This window comes from Pseudoalteromonas distincta, from assembly GCF_000814675.1.
In the GTDB taxonomy this organism is placed as follows: domain Bacteria; phylum Pseudomonadota; class Gammaproteobacteria; order Enterobacterales; family Alteromonadaceae; genus Pseudoalteromonas; species Pseudoalteromonas distincta.
This window is the reverse complement of record NZ_JWIG01000006.1, coordinates 92,699-115,190: the sequence shown is the minus strand read 5'-3', so window position 1 is coordinate 115,190 and position 22,492 is coordinate 92,699. Positions and strand designations below refer to the sequence as shown.

The following is a 22,492-nucleotide window of genomic DNA, read 5'->3' as shown; positions in this document are numbered from 1 at the left end:
GGTTTAACAGGCCTAAAGAATAATATCCTTTATCAAACATAGTCAGTGAATTATCTGGTGTACGTTCAATTAAACGCTCAGCTAATTTCATCTCGTTGGTTTTATAGTTATCAAACTCGCTACTGAGAAGTTGATGGCTGGTCAATTCCATATGACAGACCATGCGTATTTGAGGAAAGGCTGTATCACCGTATTGGTTGCTACCTGAAGAGAAGGCTTTACGATTATCAGGCGTGTCGGCTGTTCGCCACACAACACCGTCAACAGCTAATAGGTTCAAACCATTCCATGTTTCGAATGACTGTTGCTTATACATTGATTGAGCAGATTTATTGAAAACGTGTTTAACGGAATCATCACCTAACCTTTGTCTCGCCTGTACCATCGCACTTGGAGCAACGAGTTGGTTCTTGCCAGGTAACATGATATCTAGCTTATTAGCGATATTCCAAACTGATTCTTTTCGAAACAATGCCATGCCAATAACTGACCACAAAACGGCTTCAAGCGGTAATCTTCGCTTACGAACGGTTGCAATCCCTGCTTGTTGAAAACCTTGTTCAATGATTTCAGGGTCAAGAATTTCTGATAATTTTTCAAAGGTATGGTATCGGCTGCTTTCTTCAAGTGTTGCTTGCAGTGCTTGTTCTATATTCACAAAAAATCCGTAGTTAGTTTCCTAACTACGGATTTTGCATGATCGTTTGGATCGGTCAACCGGTCATTTTCTTAACTGATCGGCATTAGTCTAATTAGGCTCGTTTTTGTTTTACTGATAACTGACAGCTAAAAACTGATCACTCCTCTCTACTCCGGATCATACCCCAAATTAGGCGATAGCCATCTTTCAGCCTCTTCAAGCGTCATATTGGTTCGTTTAGCGTAATCTTCTACTTGATCCTTTTGCACAGCGGCTACAGCGTAGTACTTAGCTTCGGGGTGTGAAAAGTACCAACCCGAAACAGCAGCACCTGGCCACATGGCGTACGAGCTAGTTAGCTGCATACCAATGCGCTTTTCGGTATCGAGCAACTGCCAAATTTTCTTTTTCTCGGTGTGCTCTGGGCACGCTGGGTAACCTGGCGCAGGGCGAATACCTTGGTAGTTTTCGCGTATTAGCTCATCGTTTGCTAGGTTTTCGTCTGGTGCAAAACCCCAATACTCTTTACGTACTTTTTCGTGCAGGTATTCTGCAAACGCTTCGGCGAGCCTGTCGGCTACGGCTTTAACCATTATTTTGTTGTAATCGTCTTGCTGTGCGTCAAACGCATTTGCTAAGTCGTCTTCTTCTAGGCCGCCCGTTACTGCAAACGCGCCAAAGTAATCAGGCGTGCCTTTTGGTGCTATGTAGTCGGCTAGGCAATAGTTAGCAAAGTCGGTTTTTTCGGTTTGCTGGCGTAAATGGCACGAAGTAGTTAATACTTCTTTGCGTGTTTCATCGGTGTATATTTCTATGTCATCACCCACGCGGTTAGCCGGGAATAAACCAATTACACCAAGTGGTTGCAAACTGCCTGCTTTTTCAAGGTCGTCTAACATATCGTTAGCGTCTTTAAATAAGCTTTGCGCTTGCTCGCCTACTACTTCATCGTCCATTATGCGCGGGTATTTACCGGCAATTGACCACATCATAAAGTATGGCGTCCAATCTATGTATTTACGCAAAGTCGCGATTGATACATTTTTAAACTCGGTCACGCCCAGCTTTTCAGGCACTGGTGGTGTGTAGTTATCCCAATCAAGCTTTGCTGCGTTATCGCGTGCGCGCTGGATTGTAACAGGCTTAGAGCGTGGTTTTTTACGCGCTTGTTGCTCGCGTACTTTTACATATTCAGCTTTAGTTTTAGCTAGAAAGTCAGGTTTAATGTCTTTTGATAATAAGTTTGAAACCACACCAACTGCACGGCTTGCGTTATTTACATACACAACGCCTTTATCATATTGCGGCTCAATTTTTACTGCGGTGTGCGCTTTAGAGGTAGTTGCACCACCAATGAGAAGCGGCAGTTCAAAACCACGGCGTTTCATTTCTTTTGCTACGTGTACCATTTCGTCAAGCGATGGGGTAATTAAGCCCGATAAACCAATAATATCGGCTTTTTCGTCGATGGCGGTTTGCAATATTTTATCGGCAGGTACCATTACGCCTAAATCAATAACTTCGTAGTTATTACACTGTAGTACCACGCCTACAATATTTTTACCTATGTCGTGTACGTCGCCTTTTACGGTCGCCATCACTATTTTACCATTGGTTGAACCTTCTTCTTTTTCGGCTTCAATAAATGGGTCTAGGTAGGCTACGGCTCGTTTCATTACGCGCGCCGATTTAACCACTTGTGGTAAAAACATTTTACCTGCGCCAAATAAATCACCTACCACGTTCATGCCATCCATTAACGGCCCTTCAATTACGTGAATAGGTTTATCGGCAGCAGCGCGGCACTCTTCGGTATCTTCATCTATAAAGGTAGTAATGCCTTTTACAAGCGCGTGCTCAAGGCGTTTTTCTACAGGCCATGTGCGCCATTCTAAATCTTCTACTCGCTCGGCTTGTGCCATACCAGAGTATTTTGGTGCAAGCTCTACTAAACGCTCCCCTGCGCCTGGGTCTGTGTTAAGTATTACGTCTTCAACGGCTTTACGAAGCTCCTCTGGTATGTCGTCGTAAACGGCGAGTTGCCCTGCATTTACAATACCCATATCCATACCCGCTTTTATGGCGTGGTATAAAAATACCGAGTGAATAGCTTCACGTACTGGGTTATTACCTCTAAATGAAAACGATACATTAGACACCCCGCCCGACACTTTACAGTGCGGTAAATTTTGCTTAATGCGGCGTGTGCCTTCAATAAATTCTACTGCGTAGTTATCGTGCTCTTCTATACCGGTGGCTACGGCAAATATATTAGGATCGAATATAATATCTTCTGGTGGAAAACCAATATCTTCTACTAATATTTTGTAGCTGCGGGCACATATTTCATATTTACGGTCTGCTGTATCAGCTTGCCCGTCAGTATCAAACGCCATTACAACGGCAGCTGCACCAAAGCGTTTTATTATTTTAGCTTGGCGAATAAACGGCTCTTCGCCCTCTTTTAGCGATATAGAGTTAACAATGGCCTTACCTTGAATACACTTTAGGCCTGCTTCTATTACTTCCCATTTAGAGGAGTCGACCATAATGGGTACGCGTGAAATATCAGGCTCTGAGGCTATTAAGTTTAAAAACTTAACCATCGCGGCTTTTGAGTCCAACATGGCTTCGTCCATGTTTATATCAATAACCTGTGCGCCATTTTCTACTTGCTCGCGGGCCACTGTTAGCGCGGCTTCAAAGTCTTCTTCCATGATTAAACGTTTAAACATGGCAGAACCGGTTACATTGGTACGTTCGCCGACATTAGTAAATACTGCTATTTGTTGGGTCATGTTGGCTCCTTAATTTAAGTTACAGGCTTCAAGGCCTGATAAACGCATGCGTACTTCAAGCTCTGGTAGCTGGCGTGGTTTAACGCCCGCTAAACCTTTTGCAAAAGCACGAATATGCGCAGGCGTGGTGCCACAACATCCACCTACTATATTAATAAAGCCCGATTTACCCCAATCGATAATTTCGGTTGCCATTTCAGGCGCTTCTAAGTCGTATTCACCAAACTCATTAGGCAAGCCCGCATTAGGGTGTACCGATGTAAAGGTTTCGCACACGCGCGATAACTCTTCTACATATTGGCGCAGTAAATCAGGGCCAAGCGCGCAGTTTAAACCAATCGAAATAGGCTTAATATGGCGAATAGAATTATAAAAGGCTTCGGTTGTTTGCCCAGAAAGCGTACGTCCAGAGGCGTCGGTAATAGTGCCCGAGATCATAACTGGTAATGTGCGCCCTGCTTGCTCAAAGGCTTCTTCTACACCAAACGAGGCGGCTTTTGCATTAAGCGTGTCGAATATAGTTTCGATTAGTATTAAATCGGCGCCGCCTTCCATTAATGCAAGGGTAGACTCTACATACGCAGTAACTAGCTTATCAAAGGTGACATTTCGGTAACCCGGATCGTTTACGTCTGGCGAAATTGAACACGTTTTAGATGTCGGCCCTAAAACACCCGCTACATAGCGCGGTTTTTCTGGCGTTTTAGCCGTAAATTCATCGCAAATTGCGCGTGCTAATTTAGCCGACTCTAGGTTTATTTCACGGCTTAGGTTTGCCATGTCGTAATCTTCCATCGAAATAGTGGTCGAGTTAAACGTGTTGGTTTCGATAATATCGGCGCCCGCTGATAAAAAACCACGATGAATATCAGTGATTAAGTCGGGTTTGGTTAGGCTTAATAAATCGTTATTGCCTTTAATTAATACATGCCAGTCTTTAAAACGCTCTCCGCGATAGTCTTCTTCTTCTAGCTTATGATCTTGGATCATGGTGCCCATAGCGCCATCTAAAATTAAAATGCGTTCTTTTAATGCGGCACTTATTTCGGCTTGTTTATTATTTGTAGGCGCGTTATTCGGCATAGTTGTTAGTCCTCACGTCTTGGCTAACTAAATTAATATCATACGGTGTGGTTTGGTACACGTAGTAATTTAACCAGTTCGAAAAAAGTAAAAAAGCATGGCTTTGCCACGTTTTTGAAGGTTGTTTGGTTGCATCGTCATCCGGAAAGTAATTTTCGGGCTTTGGTGCATTAGGGCTTTTTTTACAATCGCGCTCGTATTCTGCTTTTAGCGAGTCGGCGTCGTACTCTGGGTGGCCGGTTATAAACACTTGGCTACCCGATTTGTTTTTAAGTAAGTAAGCCCCTACTCGCTCAGAACCTGCCAGTACAACGAGCTCTTCACAGGCGTTTATTTTATTTATATCAATATGGCCGTAGCGTGAGTGCGGTACTAAAAAGGTATCGTCGAATCCGCGAGTCAGTGCACCGTGATCAAAATAACACTGGTGAGTAAATACGCCACACAGTTTATCGTCTTTTAAATCGCGCTTTAAATTGTAACGGTGATATAACGCTGCATGCGCTGCCCAACACGAAAACAACGTAGAGGTAACGTGTTGCTCAGCCCAATCAATAATGACCTTTAGCTCATCCCAATACGCTACATCGTCGTATTCTAAATGTGCAAGTGGCGCACCAGTTACTATTAATGCATCGTAATTGTTGTCTTTAACCTCAGAAAAATAACGGTAAAAGGTATCAAGGTGCTCTTCTGAATTGCTGCTACTGCGGTGAGTGTCGAGGCGCAGTAGCTCTACGTTTACTTGCAAAGGCGAATTGGCAAGCAAACGAATAAACTGAACTTCGGTTTCTACTTTATTAGGCATTAAGTTTAAAATAGCCAAACGCATTGGGCGTATTTCTTGCGTTTTTGCACGACTTTTTGGCATTACAAATACGTTTTCTTGACGTAAACGTGCAATTGCCGGCAACTCGTCTTTTACTGTAATTGGCATACTTTACTCCTGCTCATAAAAACCGAAGCTTAATTATGAACTGAAAGTAAAAAATATCAACCTCTAGATGTATAGATGTCCAAATTAAATTTATTCATGATTTTATATTTTACTTACAAGCATGCTTTGGTGCTTTAAAACCCGCCATTCGTTGACTGTTTCACCCGTCAGCCACTACAATACAACATTGAAATTTTTATTATTATTTGAAGGCTTTCCTCCATGGTTTTACCTGATAAATTTATATTCTCGATGAGTCGAGTATCTAAGGTTGTGCCACCTAAGCGCACTATCTTAAAAGATATTTCGTTGCACTTTTTTCCTGGCGCTAAAATTGGTGTGCTTGGTTTAAACGGTTCTGGTAAATCTACGTTACTGCGTATTATGGCCGGTGTTGACCAAGATTTTGAAGGTGATGCACATCCTCAGCCTGGTACTAAAATTGGTTATTTACCGCAAGAACCTATTTTAGACGAAAGTAAAACAGTACGTGAAACTGTTGAAGAAGCTGTTGGCGAAGTTAAGCATGCACTTAAACGTCTTGACGAAGTGTATAACGAATACGCCATGGAAGACGCTGACTTTGACGCACTTGCAAAAGAGCAAGGCGAGCTTGAAGCTGTTATTCAAGCGCACGATGGTCATAACATCGACAACGTTTTAGAACGCGCAGCTGATGCACTTCGCCTGCCAGAGTGGGATGCTAAAATTGAGCACCTTTCAGGTGGTGAGCGTCGTCGTGTTGCTATATGTCGATTATTACTTGAAAAACCAGACATGCTTATTCTTGATGAGCCTACTAACCACTTAGATGCTGAGTCGGTTGCATGGTTAGAGCGCTTCTTACACGATTACGAAGGCACTGTTGTGGCAGTAACGCATGACCGTTACTTCCTTGATAATGTAGCTGGTTGGATATTGGAGCTTGACCGTGGTGAAGGTATTCCATGGGAAGGTAACTACTCTTCTTGGCTTGAACAAAAAGATGCGCGCTTACAGCAAGAACAAAAATCTGAAAAAGCTCGTCAAAAATCAATTGCGCAAGAACTTGAATGGGTTCGTTCAAACCCTAAAGGTCGTCAAGCTAAGTCAAAAGCACGTATGGCTCAGTTTACTGAAATGCAGCAGTCTGATTACCAAAAACGTAACGAAACTAACGAGATGTTTATTCCACCTGGCCCGCGTTTAGGTGACCAAGTACTTGAAGTAACTAATCTTCGTAAGAGTTTTGGCGATCGTGTTTTAATTGATGACTTAAGCTTTAGCATGCCAAAAGGTGCCATTGTGGGCATTATTGGTGCGAATGGCGCGGGTAAATCAACACTGTTTAAAATGATAAGCGGTGAGCAAACGCAAGACAGCGGTAGCATCAGCGTTGGCGAAACAGTACACCTTGCGACTGTTGATCAGTTCCGCGACGGTATGGACGAAAGCAAAACTGTTTTCCAAGAAATATCAGACGGACAAGACGTACTGAAAATTGGTAACTTTGAGTTCCCAAGCCGAGCATATGTAAGTCGCTTTAACTTTAAAGGTAACGATCAGCAAAAGTTTGTTAAAGACCTATCAGGTGGTGAGCGTAACCGTTTACACCTTGCTAAGTTATTAAAAGCTGGCGGCAATGTGTTACTACTCGATGAGCCAACCAATGACTTGGACGTTGAAACACTACGTGCACTGGAGAACGCTATTTTAGAGTTCCCAGGTTGTGTAATGTGTATCTCGCATGACCGTTGGTTCCTTGACCGTATTGCTACACATATTTTAGATTACCGCGATGAAGGTCAAATTAACTTCTTTGATGGTAACTACACTGAATATGAAGAGTGGCTTAAAAAGACCCTAGGCGCTGAGGCAACTCAACCTAAACGTATTAAATACAAAAAAATTGGCTAAAAATATTGGTTAATTTTATGTTTGTATAACTTAAGCCCTGCACTTTGCAGGGCTTTTTTATGCCACCAGCATTACAGGAGCACATCTTGCTAGCATGTAGAGAATTACCCGCTATGCTTAATTTATTATAAAAACAGTAAGGCTAAATTAGGTTATGCAAAATCGTCGACAGTTTTCTCGTGTGCTATTTTCAACTAACGCCCTGTTATGTTTTGATAGCCAACAGTATCCGTGTAAATTACTCGATCTATCGTTACATGGCGCGTTGGTCACTAATTGTGATGCATTTATTGGCAGCCACAATACGCAAGCAATACTGCGTTTTACATTGCCTCAAAGCGATATAGAAATAAAAATGGAAGTAGTGATTTGCCATATTGAAGCCGATCATATTGGTTTAAAATGCCATCACATTGATATAGACAGTATTACTTATTTAAAGCGTTTAATAGAGCTAAACTTAGCCGATGATGAGCTACTGCATCGCGAATTAGCGTCACTTATTAATGACTCACAATAGACTCATTCTCTTAAGTTGATTACCATAGCGCAAACTTTATAAAGCTTGTAAATATGCGCTTAAATCCTCATTTGCCTTTGGTATACCATCCTAACTACTCGTTTAGCTTTGATCCTAAGCATCGCTTTGTAATGAGTAAATTTGCACATTTATATCAACATGTTGCAGAGCTTGGTTTAATCGGCAGTAACCTAGTTGAGCCAATATTAGGCACGCCAGAGCCGCTTGAGCTTGTGCATTGCGATAATTATATCCAAGATTTATGGCACAACCGCTTAGATGAAAAAGCAATGCGTCGCATTGGCCTACCTTGGTCAAAACAGCTTATGGCACGTACATTTACAGCCCCTCAAGGAACGCTACAGACAGCCCGCTTAGCACTTAAACACGGTATAGCGTGTCATCTTGCTGGTGGTACACATCACGCACATAATGACTTTGGATCAGGTTTTTGTATGGTTAACGATTTGGCCTTTACCACGCAAACTTTAATTAAATCGGGTGAGGTAACTAACGTACTTATTTTTGATTTAGACGTGCACCAAGGTGATGGCACAGCCGCAATGTTACAGCATCAACCCTATGCGTATACTTGTTCTATCCATTGCGAAAAAAACTTCCCCTTTAGAAAGTCCGCTAGCGATTTAGACATTGGCCTGGCAAATAATATGAAGGACGACGAATACCTTGCCATAGTTGACGAAACCCTAAGTTATTTACTTAAAGAGCTAAACCCAAGCTTAGTACTTTACGATGCTGGCGTTGATATTTGGCAAGGTGATGGCTTGGGTAAGTTAGATATTAGCTGGGATGGCATAGCTAAACGTGACCATTTAGTATTAAAACGCTGCCTTGAACACAATACACCTGTAGCTACTGTGATAGGTGGAGGCTACGATAGAGATCACCTACGCCTCGCTAAACGCCACGCTATTGTTGTTGAACAAGCTGCTGGCTTTTAGTTTGAAATAAAAATGTTAAATTATCGTTCTTGTTTAATATGTAAAATAAAAAAGAGCATATTATGAAACAGCTATTTATTACCATCACGCTAATTTTATTAAGCTTTACAGCTTACGCACAAGATACAAGCTCAGAAGCAATATATCCCAAATTGCCTACATTAAATTTACAAATGGCTGATGGGTCGCCGCTCAACACTCAAGATTTATTAGGTCAACCTTACGTTTTACACTTTTGGGCAACGTGGTGCCCGTACTGTAAAAAGCTACAGCCAGCACTTCAAAAAATTGATGATATGGGCTTAAAAGTTATTGCCGTGAGCTTTAAAGAAGATAACGATGCTACTCCCGCTAAAGCACTTAGCGAAAGAGGTTATACTTTTAAAACAGCAGTAAAAGCCGATGCAATAGCACAGCAATTAGGTATACGAGGCACACCTACTACATTGTTTGTAAATAAAGAAGGCAATGTAATTTGGCTGACTAATACGTCAAATCCAGAAGATCCAAACCTTCATTTAAATGCACGAACATTGTTGCACTCAATACCTGAATAATAATATAGATCTAAATTTAGCTTAAAAATATAAGTAACATAAACTTTATACTACAATTTAAGCTCATAAATTAATTGAGATTATAATGCGCCTACTACTTACTTTATTACTAGTTACTTTAAGTGGCTTTGCCGCAGCTGAAGAAGAAAAAGCAGAACTTCCACCGGTAGACCCCGCTTACAATGCTGAGCATCCTATGGCTTTGGTTAATCAAGGCTCATCTATTATTGCAATGAATTTATCCACCTATAATTTACCCAATGATGTGCAAGTTGTTTATAAAATAGGAAACCCAGATGTCGCACTCTTAAATTTTGTTAGAAATGCTGAGCTAATCACGGTTAAGCCACAAGCGTTTAATATTCAACATTTAATGCGTGGTGAAGAAATTACGATTATTGCCGATATTTACGAGGGTGATTATCAACAAGGTGGTAGTTTAATTTACTCAAAAAAAGAGCTTGAACTGACTAAGCAACTGTATGCCAGAGAGCTAAAAGATTTAAGTGAATCATCGCAATGGCAAGATTACGACATGATTAATCTGGGCGGGACTGAGCGTATTTATATTCATAAAATTCAACAAGCGCCGAGCTATAACCATCTTATTTTTGTTGATTTAGTTAACGCATGTATGCAAAAGCTTCGTACCTCAAAACGTGTCCCAGCTGAAAATGAGCTTACCTATAAATTTATTAACTGCGGCACGCTTAAACCTCTTTATTACAATGCTGATGATTTTAAAAAATAGTTATTTATATTCAGTGATTAGTTTGAGCCCTTGCTTCATTGCCTCTGCTGATTGTCCTGCAAAGCCTAAACGGACATAACTATATTGCTTAGGCATTAAACTTCTCACTGAATCAGCAAAGTAAAACTCAGATTCTGCATGTAAATACACGCTTTTACTTTGCATTGCTTGTTTTATATTACTCGTATTTTTATTTAAGTTAACCCACATTGCCATACCGCCATCTGGCTTTTTATACTCTATTGGTAAACCCTGTGATTGCAGCAACGCTAACGTGTTGTCCATTGCTTCATAACGTTGTTTATAGTGTTTAGTCATGCGTTTTAAGTGGCGCTCAAATCCACCTTCTTGCATAAAGTGCGCAACGGCTAGCTGCATAACCACATCATTTTTATGATTCATTAACTGCTTCCATGCGGTTAACTGTGCTAATACTTCAGGAGCTGCACAAATGTAGCCAATTCTAGCGCCTGAGAACATGATTTTAGAAAATGTAGATAAGTAAATAATAATCCCAGCGGGATCGTCCCCAGCCATAGGTTGCAATGGCTGACAGCGATAATGAAACTCGTGATCGTAATCATCTTCAACAATCATTACGCCATACTCATAACATAATTGATAAATTTGCATGCGCCGTGTGGGCGAAAGCGTAACGGTAGTTGGGTATTGATGCAGCGGGGTTAAGTACAGCATTTTTATTGGATATCGTTTAAGTTGCGCTTTTAAATCATCAACACATAAACCATATTCATCTTGTTTTATATCTATTAATTGCGCGCCACAAGCAGCAAAGGCTTTGCGTGCTGGTGGGTAGCCTAAAGTCTCAACGGCTACGAAGTCATCTTTACTTATAAATGCCTTTGAAATTAAAAATAAAGCTTCTTGTGAGCCATTACATACAAGTAAGTCTGATGCTTTTAAATTTCTAGTTTTATGTAAGTAATCACTTATCTGAGCTTTTAACTCACTCACTCCACTTATATCACCATAATGAAGTTTACTGGTATCTAAATGATTAAATACATGGCTCATAGAGCGTTTAAATTCTTTATAGGGAAAGCTATTTAAATCAGGAAGTCCACCTGCAAAATTATATACGTAGTCTTTTAAATTCATTGCCGGAATAGGCACGGCTAACTCTGTAGCAAATTTATAAGGTTTTGGTGTTAAAACTGGCGTGTGCTCACAGTTAGCACTGCTTTGAATTGGTAGTGTTTGAGTGACGCTATACCCAGAGCGTTCATGGGATTCTAGCCATCCTTCGGCCACTAATAACTGCAATGCGTTCATTATTGTATGGCGATTTAACTGATACGTTTGCGCCATAACTCGAGCAGAACTGAGTTTTGTACCTGGTGCAATATCTCCCTTTACGATAGAACCACGCAAAGCATCTGCAACTTGTATGTACTTAGCTTTGTTTGAGTCATTAAATTCAATATTAAGCGGTTGCATGTTATCCCTCTATAACTGGTATAGCTAAAAAGCCAATTCTGGTTGTTTTTACCAAACCAAATTAGCGTACATTTGTTGCTCGTAAATAGCAAAGCATAGAGGCAACATGTTTACTCAACAGATACATAAAACAAATAAGGTAATTTTAGAGCCATTAAATTATGAGCATTTAAAAGGCTTATATAAAGCTGGGCAACATCCAAAAATATGGGAATGGGTATTAAGCAACTATACAAAAACACCCGAACAGTTAAAGAAATGGTTTACCACCAGTGCGCAATTTAATAAGAAAGAACAAATTGTATTTGCCATAGTAGACATAGCCAGCAAAGAGGTTGTAGGCACTACACGACTATTCAGATTAGATACGCATAACTTAAGTGCTGAAATTGGTCATACATTTATAAGCCATCACTGGCAGCAAACTTATATTAATACTCACACTAAATATTTACTGCTTAGCTATGCTTTTGACGCGTTGAATTTAGTGCGAATAACGTTTAATACCCACGAAAAAAATCAAAAATCTCGAAATGCAATTACTCGACTAGGCGCCCGATTTGAAGGTATAGCCCATAAAGATAGATTGCTAAGTGATGGAAGTTACAGAAGCACTGCAAAATTTAGCATTATTGACGAGCATTGGCAGAGCATTAAGTTGCAGTTAGAGGAGAAGCTTTAATGTACCCACCCACACATTTTCAAGAACATAATATTGAACGTTTGCAAGCATTGGTTGAGCAATTCCCTCTAGCGAGTATTTTAATGCCCTGCTCGCAAAGTGACTTAAATAATATATGCCAAGTGCCTGTATTATATGAGCCCTCACGTAATGTATTTATTGCACACGTAGCAAAACATAACCCGCTAGCGCAATGTGATAAACAGTCAGTAAAATTACTATTTAGTGGCGATAACTGTTATCTATCTCCCTCGTATAGTAATAATAAAACACTGCCGAGCTGGCTTTATTCATCAGTACAAGTAACTGCAAATGTGAATATTATTGAAAGCGATAATGAGAAAGACAAAATAATGCGGCAACTAACGAGCCATTTTGAGCAAGGCTTTACGCCAATGTGGAAGATTACTGACGTGCCCAAAAGCAATCGCCAAGCAATGTATCAACAATTAAGCTTTATAGAATTTACTCCCACTCATTGGAGTGGAAACTTTAAGTTAAGCCAAAATAAATCACCAGAGGTAAGAGCACGAATAAAACAAAGCCTAGAACTTGCCAATAAGCGCTCTATTGCAAAACTATTTTAGGTATAAAAAAAGGCCCTTTCGAGCCTTTGGATTAACTTTGGAATAGTTAAAAATTTTTAAATTAGGTAAGCGTTAATAGCTGTGGAGCAACGCTATGATAGTCAACAGCCATAGCAATACTTAACGCTGTAATATTAATAATTGAAAATGCGAACACTTTACGTGCCCAGCTACTCATATCAATATTACGACGATAACCGCGCAGCGCCATTAGCAACCACCAAAAGCTGGTAATACAAGCAACAGCCATAAAAGCAGCACCTGTGTAGCCAGTAATTGGCAGTAACATCACCACTAATGCGTATACAGCAATGTAAAGTACGATATGGCGTTTTGCTTTGTCGATACCTTGCGCTACTGGTAATACAGGAATACCTGCCGCTTGGTAATCTTTAAAGCGAAAAATAGCAATAGCGTAAGAGTGCGGCATTTGCCACAAGCTAAACATGACTAGCAGTATTAATGCGCCCATATCGAACTGCCCTGTTACGGCGCAGTAACCTACTACTGGCGGTACAGCGCCAGAAAGGCTGCCTACAAAAGTGCCATATACTGAGTTGCGTTTCATGTAGAGGCTATAAACCCCTACATAAATTACGTAGCCAAAGGCTGCAAAAAATACTGCGGCTTGAGTGGTGTAGGCGATAAGTAAACCAAAGCCCACAACACCCAATAAAATACCGTGACTAAGTGCAGCAAAGGCCGACATTTCGCCTGTTACTGTTACTCGCGTACGAGTACGCGCCATGGCCACATCTATGTCTCTATCTATAACATTGTTGATAGCACAACCTGATGCAACCACTAGCGACAAACCAATTAATGTGGCAATCATTAACCATGGGTCTATATCACCGCGCGAGGCAAGTAAAAACCCGCCCGCTACGCTGATCAAATTGCCCATAATAATACCCGGCTTTGTCACTGATAAATAACGACGAAACATCTTCAACTCCTAGTACATCATCATTGCGTTAGATTCATAAATGATCCAAACAGATAACCCAACAACCATTACGATGATCAGAGCACTGAATAGGAATGAGAAAGTACTTGCACGGCCATCTTCGGTGGTAAAGTTAAGGTGTAAAAAGTATTTTAAATGCACCCAAATTTGTACGATTGCTAAAGTAACAATGCTCCAAAGCGTTGTTGCTTTTGAGAAGTCACCTTCCATTACCATGTAAAACGGTATAGCAGTTAAAATTACCGATAGCACAAAGCCAATTAAGTAAGTTTTAACACTGCCATGAGATTCATCATGATGATCACTTTGCGTTTGCTTTAACGCATGCGTTTCGCTGTGGCTCATTACATTGCTCCCATTAAATAAACAACGGTAAATACACAAATCCAGACAATGTCTAAGAAGTGCCAAAATAGGCTTAAGCAGCTTAAACGCGTTACGGTTGCTTTACCTAAGCCGCGTTTAGCAACTTCAATCATCATTATGGTCATCCAAATTAGACCCGCAGTTACATGTAAACCATGTAAGCCAACTAATGAGAAAAACGATGTTAAAAAGGCACTTTGTTGTGGACCATTGCCATGCACAATTAGGTGATGAAATTCGTATACTTCCATACCAATAAACACAGCACCTAAACAAAACGTAACAAATAACCAAGTCAGTGTTAGTGCCTTTTTTTGCCCTTGAGCGGCAATCATGGCAAAACCAAAAGTAATACTACTAATCAGTAGTGCTGCAGTTTCTACTGCTACAAAGTCGAGTTCAAAAATATCTTTACCCGATACGCCACCAGCTGTGTTCATAAATAACACAGCGTAAGTGGCAAAAAACGAGGCAAACAGTAGGCAATCGGTCATTAGGTATAACCAAAAACCAAATACGGTATCACCCGAAGTATCGTGGTGATCATGCGCGTGGGCATGATCATCGTGTGATACAGAGTCTAAATTTGCAGAAAGTGTACTCACGCTTTTAACTCCTTAACGCCACTTGAATTATATGCAGCTTCGATGCGTGCAATTTCATCAGGTTGTATATAGTAATCTACATCGCTGGTGTAACAACGTTTGATAAATATGGCAATTCCGCCTACTAGTCCAACAACAGCTAACCACCAAATATGCCAAATCATTGCAAAGCAAAATACTGTTAAACTTGCTGCCATTAACACGCCAGCTGATGTGTTTTTAGGCATATGAATAGGGCTGTAGTTTGCTTTATCTTGATATGCTTGACCTTTTTCTTTCATATCGGTCCATGCATCAATATCATCGATATGTGGAATTGTTGCAAAGTTATAAATTTGCGGAGGTGAACTTGTAGCCCACTCAAGTGTGTGGCCGTTCCACGGATCGCCTGTTGTATCGTCAAGCGCTTCACGGTCTCTAAAGCTCACATATAATTGAATAACTTGGCTAATAATACCAAACATAATAATTACAGCACCGCCTGCGGCAATGTATAACCACATGTTCCAATCTGGGTTGTTAGTGTGGTTTAAACGACGTGTCATACCTAAGAAACCAAGTACGTACAGCGGCATAAATGCTACGAAGAAACCAATAATCCAACACCAAAATGATGCTTTGCCCCATTTTTCATTAAGTTTAAAGCCCATTGCTTTAGGGAACCAAAATACAAAACCGGCCAGGTAACCAAACACAGCACCACCAATAATTGTGTTATGGAAATGTGCAATTAAGAATAAGCTGTTATGCAGTACATAATCGGCGCCAGGAATGGCAAGTAATACACCGGTCATACCGCCTACGGTAAAGGTAACCATAAAGCCAAGAGTCCAAAGTACCGGTACACTTATACGTAAACGACCTCGGTAAATAGTAAATAACCAGTTAAACAACTTAACCCCAGTTGGTACGGCAATAACCATGGTCATTACCCCAAAGAACGCGTTAACGTTAGCACTTGAGCCCATAGTAAAGAAGTGATGTAACCAAACAATAAAGCCTAAAATTGAGATTGCACCGCTGGCGTAAACCATCGATTTGTAACCAAACAAACGTTTACCGGCAAAGGTCGAAATAATTTCAGAAAAAATACCAAACGCTGGTAATACTAATATGTATACCTCAGGATGACCCCATGCCCAAAACAGGTTGATGTACATCATGGCGTTACCGCCCAATTCATTGGTAAAGAAGTGGAAGTCGAGATAACGGTCAAGCGTTAGCATTGCAAGTACAGCAGTTAAAATTGGGAATGATGCTGCAATTAAGATGTTTGCCCATGTACATGCCCATGTGAAAATTGGCATTTTCATTAGGGTCATACCTGGTGCACGCATTTTAAACACGGTTGCTAAAAAGTTTACGGCTGTTAGAAGTGTACCGAGCCCGGATATTTGCAAGGCCCAAATATAATAATCGACCCCCACCCCAGGGCTAAAGGTCAGCTCCGAAAGCGGCGGATATGCCACCCAACCTGTTTTTGCAAACTCACCAAACACAAGTGATAAGTTAATTAAAATTGCACCACTGGCTGTAAACCAAAAACTTAAATTATTTAAAAATGGAAAAGCAACATCGCGAGCACCAATTTGAAGTGGTAATACGATGTTCATTAGACCAATCATAAATGGCATTGCCATAAATATGATCATGATTACGCCGTGGGCAGTAAATATTTGGTCGTAGTGTTCTGGTGGTAAATAACCTGGCGCACCACTGGTAGCAAGTGCCAACTGCGCACGCATCATTATTGCATCAGAAAAACCACGAAATAGCATTATTAGTGCTAAAAGAATATACATTACGCCTAAGCGTTTGTGATCAACAGACGTGATCCAGTCGCGCCAAAGCACGCCCCATTTTTTATACTTTGTAATAAGCCCGGCAATAATAAGCCCAGCTATCGCAATAACCGACATCGTGAACACAAGAATTGGCTCATGAAACGGAATTGCGTCGAGTGAAAGATTACCTAATAACGACATTATTATTCCTCGCCTTGGCTGTGAGATGAAGGCATTGAGTGCTCACTCATTTCATGATGCTTTTTACTCATTTGCCCATGTTCGCCCATTGCATGGTGTTTTTTGTTCATATCGCCATGCGCCTGCATATACTTCATAACAATGGTATGAAATAAGCCGTCATCAACTTTTCCGTAATATGCTACTGGGTTATTTTCACTTGCTTTTGCAAGCTCAACATAATTTGCATGAGTCAGGTTATTAGCGCTTGAATTCGCTTTCACATCACTCACCCACTTATCAAAGTCTGCTTGAGTAGGTGTAGCAATGGCATTAAATTTCATGCCAGTGAAACCTGCGCCGCTGTAATTTGCTGAAAAGCCTTTAAACGTACCTGGCTCATTTGCAATTAAGTGAAGCTTGGTTTCCATCCCAGCCATTGAGTATATTTGACTACCCAATTGCGGAATAAAAAATGAATTCATTGTGCTCTCTGAGGTGATTTTATATTCAACAGGTACATTTGCTGGGAACACTAATTCATTAACCGTAGCAATACCTTGCTCAGGATATATAAATAGCCATTTCCAGTTTAGTGAAACCACTTCAACAGTAAGATGTTCACCTTTACCTTCAATGGGTTTATAGGGGTCTAAGTCTTGGGTAGACTGCCAGGTAATAACACCTAAAATGATTACAATAACAATAGGAACAGCCCAAACAACGGCTTCAATTTTATTTGAATGAGCCCATTTTGGAGCATAAATTTCTTGGTTTTGAGTGTCTCTATATTTCCAAGCGAAATACAAAGTCATCACAATAACGGGAACGACTACAAGCAACATAAGCACGGTTGCGATGATGATTAAATTTTTCTCATCAATGCCTATTTGCCCTTTTGGATCGAGTATCCCGCCTTTACAGCCTGACAACGCCAGCACTGTACTAGCTAAAGCAATATTACAAAGGTTACGAATTAACAAGGGAGTATCCTACAAACCTAGAGTTTTAATTTGCTGCTTAAAATAAAAACCAAAGCAACGATTTTTCAATAAAAACCCAAGTTAACTAGAATTAAATTATAAAAATAAGGGGGCTATTCAAAAAAACCTAAAGCTCATGCCATTAATGACCTAGCAACAAACCCAGCTTTCTAAACGCATTTATATAACGTAATAAAAATTAACTTGGGTGAGTGGTGGTTGGCTGAAATGTGTTTAAAAAACACGGAGCTACTTTGTTTTAGCTAACCTTAATTATTTACAGCAAGAACAAATAATTAAAACCAGCAACAAGATGCAGCGTTACAGGCAACCTGTAAAGCTAGGTGGAGCACGACAACCATGTGAAGAGATCACAGGCTGAAGAACTTTAGCCTCGCTAAAAGCAAAGGCTGCTTTACGGAGGATTATGCCAGCACGACGCGCTGGACAAATATGGAACAATAACCAACAAAGGCCAATAAGTAACTGACTTGATATGATCGGATGAGCTAAAAATTGCGCAAGATTAAGTAACAGTGGCTCTACAATAAACCCATCACTTAATAGCGCTTCAAGCTTGAAGGCATCCTCTAATGCACCGCTTAGCAACATTACAGTATTAAACACTAATAAAGTTATAGCTACACACACGCCCTTGCCTGCTTTATTCAAGCGTTCACACGTCTGCGGCTCGCCAGAGGCAAGTTCCGTAGCTGTATGATGCAAAGAAAGTGTGTTCAAAGACATTAACCTACTAAAATGACTATAACAAAATTAGAGTAATACAGTTTGCAATGGAAAAATTTAAAAAACATTGCTGTTGTAAACCCTAAAACCAGGTGCTAAATACAATCAAATCCAGCTAGCACATATTTACCTAGCGAAAATTGATCCGTATCAACCAAACTTTCAAAACTTACTGAAAGTTCGAACGTGAGTATAACAAAGAGAATTTTCTGTTCAACTAAAAATCAATTAATTTGAGTTAAGCTTTCGAAGCTATTTTGTTAATAAAAAATAACACAATAAAAAACATATGGTTAGCTCAAATAAAAAACGATTTAAAGAGAAATATTTAATAGGATTATATGTTTTTAGGAGGGAGTAATAATTGTGTGGCACAAATAAAAACAGCCCAAATTCAGTCACCACCGAACTTGAGCCGCCTTTCACACTGACAACATCTTCACACACAATATAAAGATTCTTGGTTTACACTGCATGGCAATTGTAGGGAATAAAAACAACTCAAGCTAAGTCACCACCGAACTTGAGTTGCCTTTCACACTGACAACATCTTCACACACAATATAAAGATTCTTGGTTTACACTACGTGGCAATTGTAGGAAATAAAAACAACTCAAACTCGTTCTTTATGGAAATGAATCCACCGAACTTGAGTTGCCTTTCACACTGACAACATCTTCACACACAATATAAAGATTTTTGGTTTACATTACGTGGCAATTGTAAGGAATAAAAACAACTCAAACTCGTTCTTTATGGAAGTGAATCCACCGAACTTGAGTTGCCTTTCACACTGACAACATCTTCACACACAATATAAAGATTCTTGGTTTACACTGCGTGGCAATTGAAAGTAAATAAAAACAACCCAAATTCAGTCACCACCGAACTTGAGTTGCCTTTCACACTGACAACATCTTCACACACAATATAAAGATTCTTGGTTTACATTACGTGGCAATTGAAAGGAAATAAAAACAACCCAAATTCAGTCACCACCAAACTTGAGTTGCCTTTCACACTGACAACATCTTCACACACAATATAAAGATTCTTTTAAGCGAGGCTAACTTATGCCTCAAGCTTATGACGAGAGCCTTGCTCTTTGTCTATGGTTAAACTTTAGAGTGTTAGCTCCAATTTGACAAACGAGAAAAATAAACCCAATAGGTGAAAAAAACTAAACTATATACCTTTGTCTAATACATTTAGATTGGATTGCTTTGGAAGCTATGATGCGAAGGCGTTTTACAGGCACAAAAAAAGCGCTATAAAGCGCTTTTTAATATTTAAGACAGACTTAAATAATTTGGTTTTCTTTCCAGGCTTGCTCTTTTGCTAAACGGTTTTTGCGTTTATCACATGGATCATCGCAATCACAGGCTTTATCAATACCAACCGAACCTAAACCACCACAGCTGCTTGCCATAGATTTTTTTTGCACGATCATACCAACGGCCATAGCCGAAACTATCAAAATTAGTAAGCCAAAAGTAAGAAGAAAAAGTGACATTGCTTAGCCCCTATTGATCAGCAATAAATTAAACTCAAATATTTTTGAGCGACTGCTATTATATACCCAAATAACACGGAAATAAACAAGTCAGCACCATACTATAAATAAGGCTTAAATGCTGGGCTTGAGTAGGTAATTAAACCCTCTTTTGATTTACCTATTAAATAAACCGGTAAATCATGTTGTTCAGCATAAGCTTGCGCTTTTTGCATCCCCATTACAGTAAGTGCCGTCGCTAAACCATCTGCCGTCATAGCGCTTGGATGAAGCACAGTTACCGACACTAAGTCGTGCTTAATAGGCATACCTGTTGCTGGATCAATTAAGTGGGTATAGATCTCGCCATCCATTTTATAAAAAATACGGTAATCACCCGATGTCGCTATACCACTTGTACCTGGGGATAAAACACGGTGTACCTTACGCTCTCCAGGTTGCGCATCTGGTTGCTCAATCGCGATTTTCCAATCCTGATTATTTGGCTTTTCACCTGCTATACGCAGCTCACCACCAATCTCAACCATGTAATTAGTAATGTCGTGGTTTTCTAATAACTGGGCAACTTTATCAATACCATAGCCCTTAGCTGTTGCCGAAAAAGAAAGCTCCAGTCCATTAACTGTTTTAGCCAACCCTTGCTCATTTAAGGTAAGTTTATCAATGCCTATTTTTTCAACCATACTTGCAAGCTCTTCATCACTTGGGCGCTTAGTTGGTTTTTTATCAGGCCCAAAGCCCCATAAATCAATTAAAGGTCCCATTGTTACGTCGAGTGTTTTAGTCGATTCACCCAAGCGAATAGACTCGCTTATAACAGCCCTAAAATCTTCGCTAATTGGCATGACTTGATTTGCAGGTAATCTGTTAAATGTATTTATTTCAGAGTCTTCTATGTAAGTAGACATAGATTGGTTCACATCTTTTAAAACAGCGTCTATTTGCAGCTGTAGTTGTGAAGCCGATAGCTGGGCTTGCTCATCATAATATTTAATATGATAAGTGGTACCCATAGTCTTACCTTCTAAAAAGGTTTCTTTTAACTCTGGCTTTTCACCACACCCAGACAATAATAAAGTCAGTGTAATTAGTAAAAAGGCCATTATGCCCTGTGAAGTACTTACTCGATTCATAACAGCTCTACTTAATAGATTGATAAAATTAAAGAATAAAAAAAGCCTCGTAACACAAGTGCTACGAGGCTGGTATTTTAACCAAAACTAAACTGTTTTGGTATTAGTGTTAGCCACCGAAGTCATCTAGTAAGATATTTTCGTCTTCAACACCTAAATCTTTAAGCATAGTAATAACTGCCGCATTCATCATTGGAGGACCACACATGTAGTACTCACAATCTTCAGGCGCTTCGTGATCTTTAAGATAGTTCTCAAATAACACGTTATGGATAAAGCCAGTATAGCCTTCCCAGTTATCTTCAGGCTGTGGATCTGAAAGTGCTGTATGCCATACGAAGTTAGGATTTTCAGCGGCTAGGCCGTCAAAATCTTCTACGTAGAACATTTCACGCTCAGAACGTGCACCATACCAAAAGCTCATCTTACGTTTAGAGTTCAAACGTTTAAGTTGGTCAAAGATATGAGAACGCATTGGCGCCATACCAGCACCACCACCAACAAATACCATTTCTGCGTCAGTGTCTTTAGCAAAGAACTCACCAAATGGACCCGAAATAGTTACCTTGTCGCCTTCTTTAAGTGACCAAATGTACGAAGACATTTTACCACATGGCAAGCTAAGGTTTCTTGGAGGTGGAGCAGCAATACGCACGTTAAGCATAATGATGCCTTCTTCTTCTGGGTAGTTAGCCATTGAGTAAGCACGAATTGTTTCTTCGTCTACTTTTGACTCCAGATCGAAGAAACCAAAATGGTTCCAGTCGCCACGATACTCTTCAGGAACATCGAAATCTGCATATTTAACATGGTGAGGTGGAGCTTCGATTTGGATGTAACCACCCGCACGAAACGGCACTGACTCGCCATCTGGAATTTGCAGCTTAAGTTCTTTGATGAACGTTGCTTTGTTATCATTAGAGATAACTTCACAATCCCACTTCTTAACACCGAAAATTGACTCTTCAAGCTCAATTTCCATGTCATTTTTAACATTTACCTGACACGCTAAACGACAGCCTTCACGGGCTTCACCTTTAGATATGTGATCAAGCTCAGTTGGCAGAATATCACCACCACCTTCTTTAATGTGTACACGACACTGACCACAAGAGCCACCGCCACCACAAGCAGATGATACAAATATACCTGACTCAGATAGTGCGCCTAAAAGCTTACTACCTGCTGATGTTTTAATGGCTTTATCTGGGTCGCCATTAATGCCGATGATAATATCGCCACTTGCAACTAACTGAGATTTAGCACCAATGATGACTAAAACCAGTAGTACAACGATAGCGATAAAAACACCAACGCCTAAGAAAATCTGATAATCCATGAT

At 40.2% G+C, this 22,492-nt stretch carries 21 protein-coding genes; 7 read left to right on the top strand and 14 right to left on the bottom strand.

All coding sequences use genetic code 11. From position 1 onward, the window contains the following. The 4 genes from QT16_RS05305 to metA form a co-directional block, all read right to left on the bottom strand. The coding region (locus QT16_RS05305; RefSeq protein ID WP_238719420.1) for an IS4 family transposase at positions 1–652 on the bottom strand (652 nt) is incomplete at its 3' end. 155 nt (positions 653–807) lie between these two features. After that, on the bottom strand, positions 808–3,438 hold the full coding sequence (gene metH, locus QT16_RS05300) for a methionine synthase (protein ID WP_039486823.1): 2,631 nt from the start codon (positions 3,436–3,438) through the stop codon (positions 808–810). A gap of 9 nt (positions 3,439–3,447) precedes the next feature. Then, the gene (locus QT16_RS05295) at positions 3,448–4,521 is read right to left on the bottom strand and encodes a homocysteine S-methyltransferase family protein (RefSeq protein WP_039486821.1); all 1,074 of its coding nucleotides are present in this window, start codon (positions 4,519–4,521) and stop codon (positions 3,448–3,450) included. Continuing rightward, positions 4,511–5,458, bottom strand: a complete 948-nt coding sequence (gene metA / locus QT16_RS05290; protein WP_002958117.1) for a homoserine O-acetyltransferase MetA — start codon at positions 5,456–5,458, stop codon at positions 4,511–4,513. Before metA ends, QT16_RS05295 begins: the two co-directional genes overlap by 11 nt. A gap of 222 nt (positions 5,459–5,680) precedes the next feature. On the opposite strand from metA, the gene ettA reads away from it, so the two are divergent. From ettA to QT16_RS05265, 5 genes are all read left to right on the top strand, one after another. Then, positions 5,681–7,354, top strand: a complete 1,674-nt coding sequence (gene ettA, locus QT16_RS05285) for an energy-dependent translational throttle protein EttA (protein WP_039486820.1) — start codon at positions 5,681–5,683, stop codon at positions 7,352–7,354. Between the two features lie 154 nt (positions 7,355–7,508). Next, the gene (locus QT16_RS05280; RefSeq protein ID WP_002958114.1) at positions 7,509–7,874 is read left to right on the top strand and encodes a PilZ domain-containing protein; all 366 of its coding nucleotides are present in this window, start codon (positions 7,509–7,511) and stop codon (positions 7,872–7,874) included. A 53-nt stretch (positions 7,875–7,927) separates the two neighbouring features. Further along, on the top strand, positions 7,928–8,836 hold the full coding sequence (locus tag QT16_RS05275) for a histone deacetylase family protein (RefSeq protein WP_039486818.1): 909 nt from the start codon (positions 7,928–7,930) through the stop codon (positions 8,834–8,836). Between the two features lie 62 nt (positions 8,837–8,898). Then, the gene (locus QT16_RS05270) at positions 8,899–9,393 is read left to right on the top strand and encodes a TlpA family protein disulfide reductase (RefSeq protein WP_039486816.1); all 495 of its coding nucleotides are present in this window, start codon (positions 8,899–8,901) and stop codon (positions 9,391–9,393) included. Between the two features lie 85 nt (positions 9,394–9,478). Further along, positions 9,479–10,144, top strand: a complete 666-nt coding sequence (locus tag QT16_RS05265; RefSeq protein WP_039486813.1) for a hypothetical protein — start codon at positions 9,479–9,481, stop codon at positions 10,142–10,144. Here the strand turns inward: QT16_RS05265 and pdxR are convergent, their stop codons facing one another. Then, on the bottom strand, positions 10,145–11,602 hold the full coding sequence (gene pdxR, locus QT16_RS05260) for a MocR-like pyridoxine biosynthesis transcription factor PdxR (RefSeq protein ID WP_002958105.1): 1,458 nt from the start codon (positions 11,600–11,602) through the stop codon (positions 10,145–10,147). Between the two features lie 106 nt (positions 11,603–11,708). Between pdxR and QT16_RS05255 the strand changes: the two genes are divergently transcribed. Both QT16_RS05255 and QT16_RS05250 read left to right on the top strand, forming a co-directional pair. Further along, positions 11,709–12,284 (top strand): GNAT family N-acetyltransferase, encoded by a 576-nt coding sequence (locus QT16_RS05255; protein WP_039486812.1) that lies wholly within the window; start codon positions 11,709–11,711, stop codon positions 12,282–12,284. Then, positions 12,284–12,871, top strand: coding sequence for an FMN-binding negative transcriptional regulator (locus QT16_RS05250; protein ID WP_039486809.1), 588 nt, complete (start codon positions 12,284–12,286; stop codon positions 12,869–12,871). Before QT16_RS05255 ends, QT16_RS05250 begins: the two co-directional genes overlap by 1 nt. A gap of 61 nt (positions 12,872–12,932) precedes the next feature. Here QT16_RS05250 and cyoE read toward each other — a convergent pair whose 3' ends face one another. From cyoE to nqrF, 9 genes are all read right to left on the bottom strand, one after another. Further along, positions 12,933–13,817 carry a heme o synthase gene (gene cyoE, locus QT16_RS05245; protein WP_002958102.1) on the bottom strand — a complete coding sequence of 295 codons (885 nt, stop codon included), beginning with the start codon at positions 13,815–13,817 and terminating at the stop codon, positions 12,933–12,935. 9 nt (positions 13,818–13,826) lie between these two features. After that, complete coding sequence (gene cyoD / locus QT16_RS05240; protein WP_002958101.1) at positions 13,827–14,183, bottom strand: cytochrome o ubiquinol oxidase subunit IV; 357 nt, start codon at positions 14,181–14,183, stop codon at positions 13,827–13,829. Further along, a complete protein-coding gene (gene cyoC, locus QT16_RS05235; RefSeq protein ID WP_002958100.1) occupies positions 14,183–14,809 on the bottom strand; it encodes a cytochrome o ubiquinol oxidase subunit III in 627 nt (208 codons plus the stop codon). Before cyoC ends, cyoD begins: the two co-directional genes overlap by 1 nt. Continuing rightward, the gene (gene cyoB / locus QT16_RS05230) at positions 14,806–16,794 is read right to left on the bottom strand and encodes a cytochrome o ubiquinol oxidase subunit I (protein ID WP_024596558.1); all 1,989 of its coding nucleotides are present in this window, start codon (positions 16,792–16,794) and stop codon (positions 14,806–14,808) included. The genes cyoC and cyoB overlap by 4 nt, the downstream gene beginning before the upstream one ends. A 2-nt stretch (positions 16,795–16,796) precedes the next feature. Further along, the gene (cyoA, locus tag QT16_RS05225; protein ID WP_039486806.1) at positions 16,797–17,756 is read right to left on the bottom strand and encodes a ubiquinol oxidase subunit II; all 960 of its coding nucleotides are present in this window, start codon (positions 17,754–17,756) and stop codon (positions 16,797–16,799) included. Positions 17,757–18,077: 321 nt separating this feature from the next. Further along, positions 18,078–18,497, bottom strand: a complete 420-nt coding sequence (locus QT16_RS05220; RefSeq protein ID WP_002958097.1) for a hypothetical protein — start codon at positions 18,495–18,497, stop codon at positions 18,078–18,080. Between the two features lie 1,307 nt (positions 18,498–19,804). Further along, positions 19,805–20,017, bottom strand: coding sequence for a (Na+)-NQR maturation NqrM (gene nqrM / locus QT16_RS05215; RefSeq protein WP_007376137.1), 213 nt, complete (start codon positions 20,015–20,017; stop codon positions 19,805–19,807). A gap of 101 nt (positions 20,018–20,118) precedes the next feature. Continuing rightward, positions 20,119–21,150, bottom strand: a complete 1,032-nt coding sequence (locus tag QT16_RS05210) for an FAD:protein FMN transferase (RefSeq protein WP_039486804.1) — start codon at positions 21,148–21,150, stop codon at positions 20,119–20,121. 109 nt (positions 21,151–21,259) lie between these two features. Next, a complete protein-coding gene (gene nqrF / locus QT16_RS05205; RefSeq protein ID WP_002958895.1) occupies positions 21,260–22,489 on the bottom strand; it encodes an NADH:ubiquinone reductase (Na(+)-transporting) subunit F in 1,230 nt (409 codons plus the stop codon). Positions 22,490–22,492: the final 3 nt, after the last annotated feature.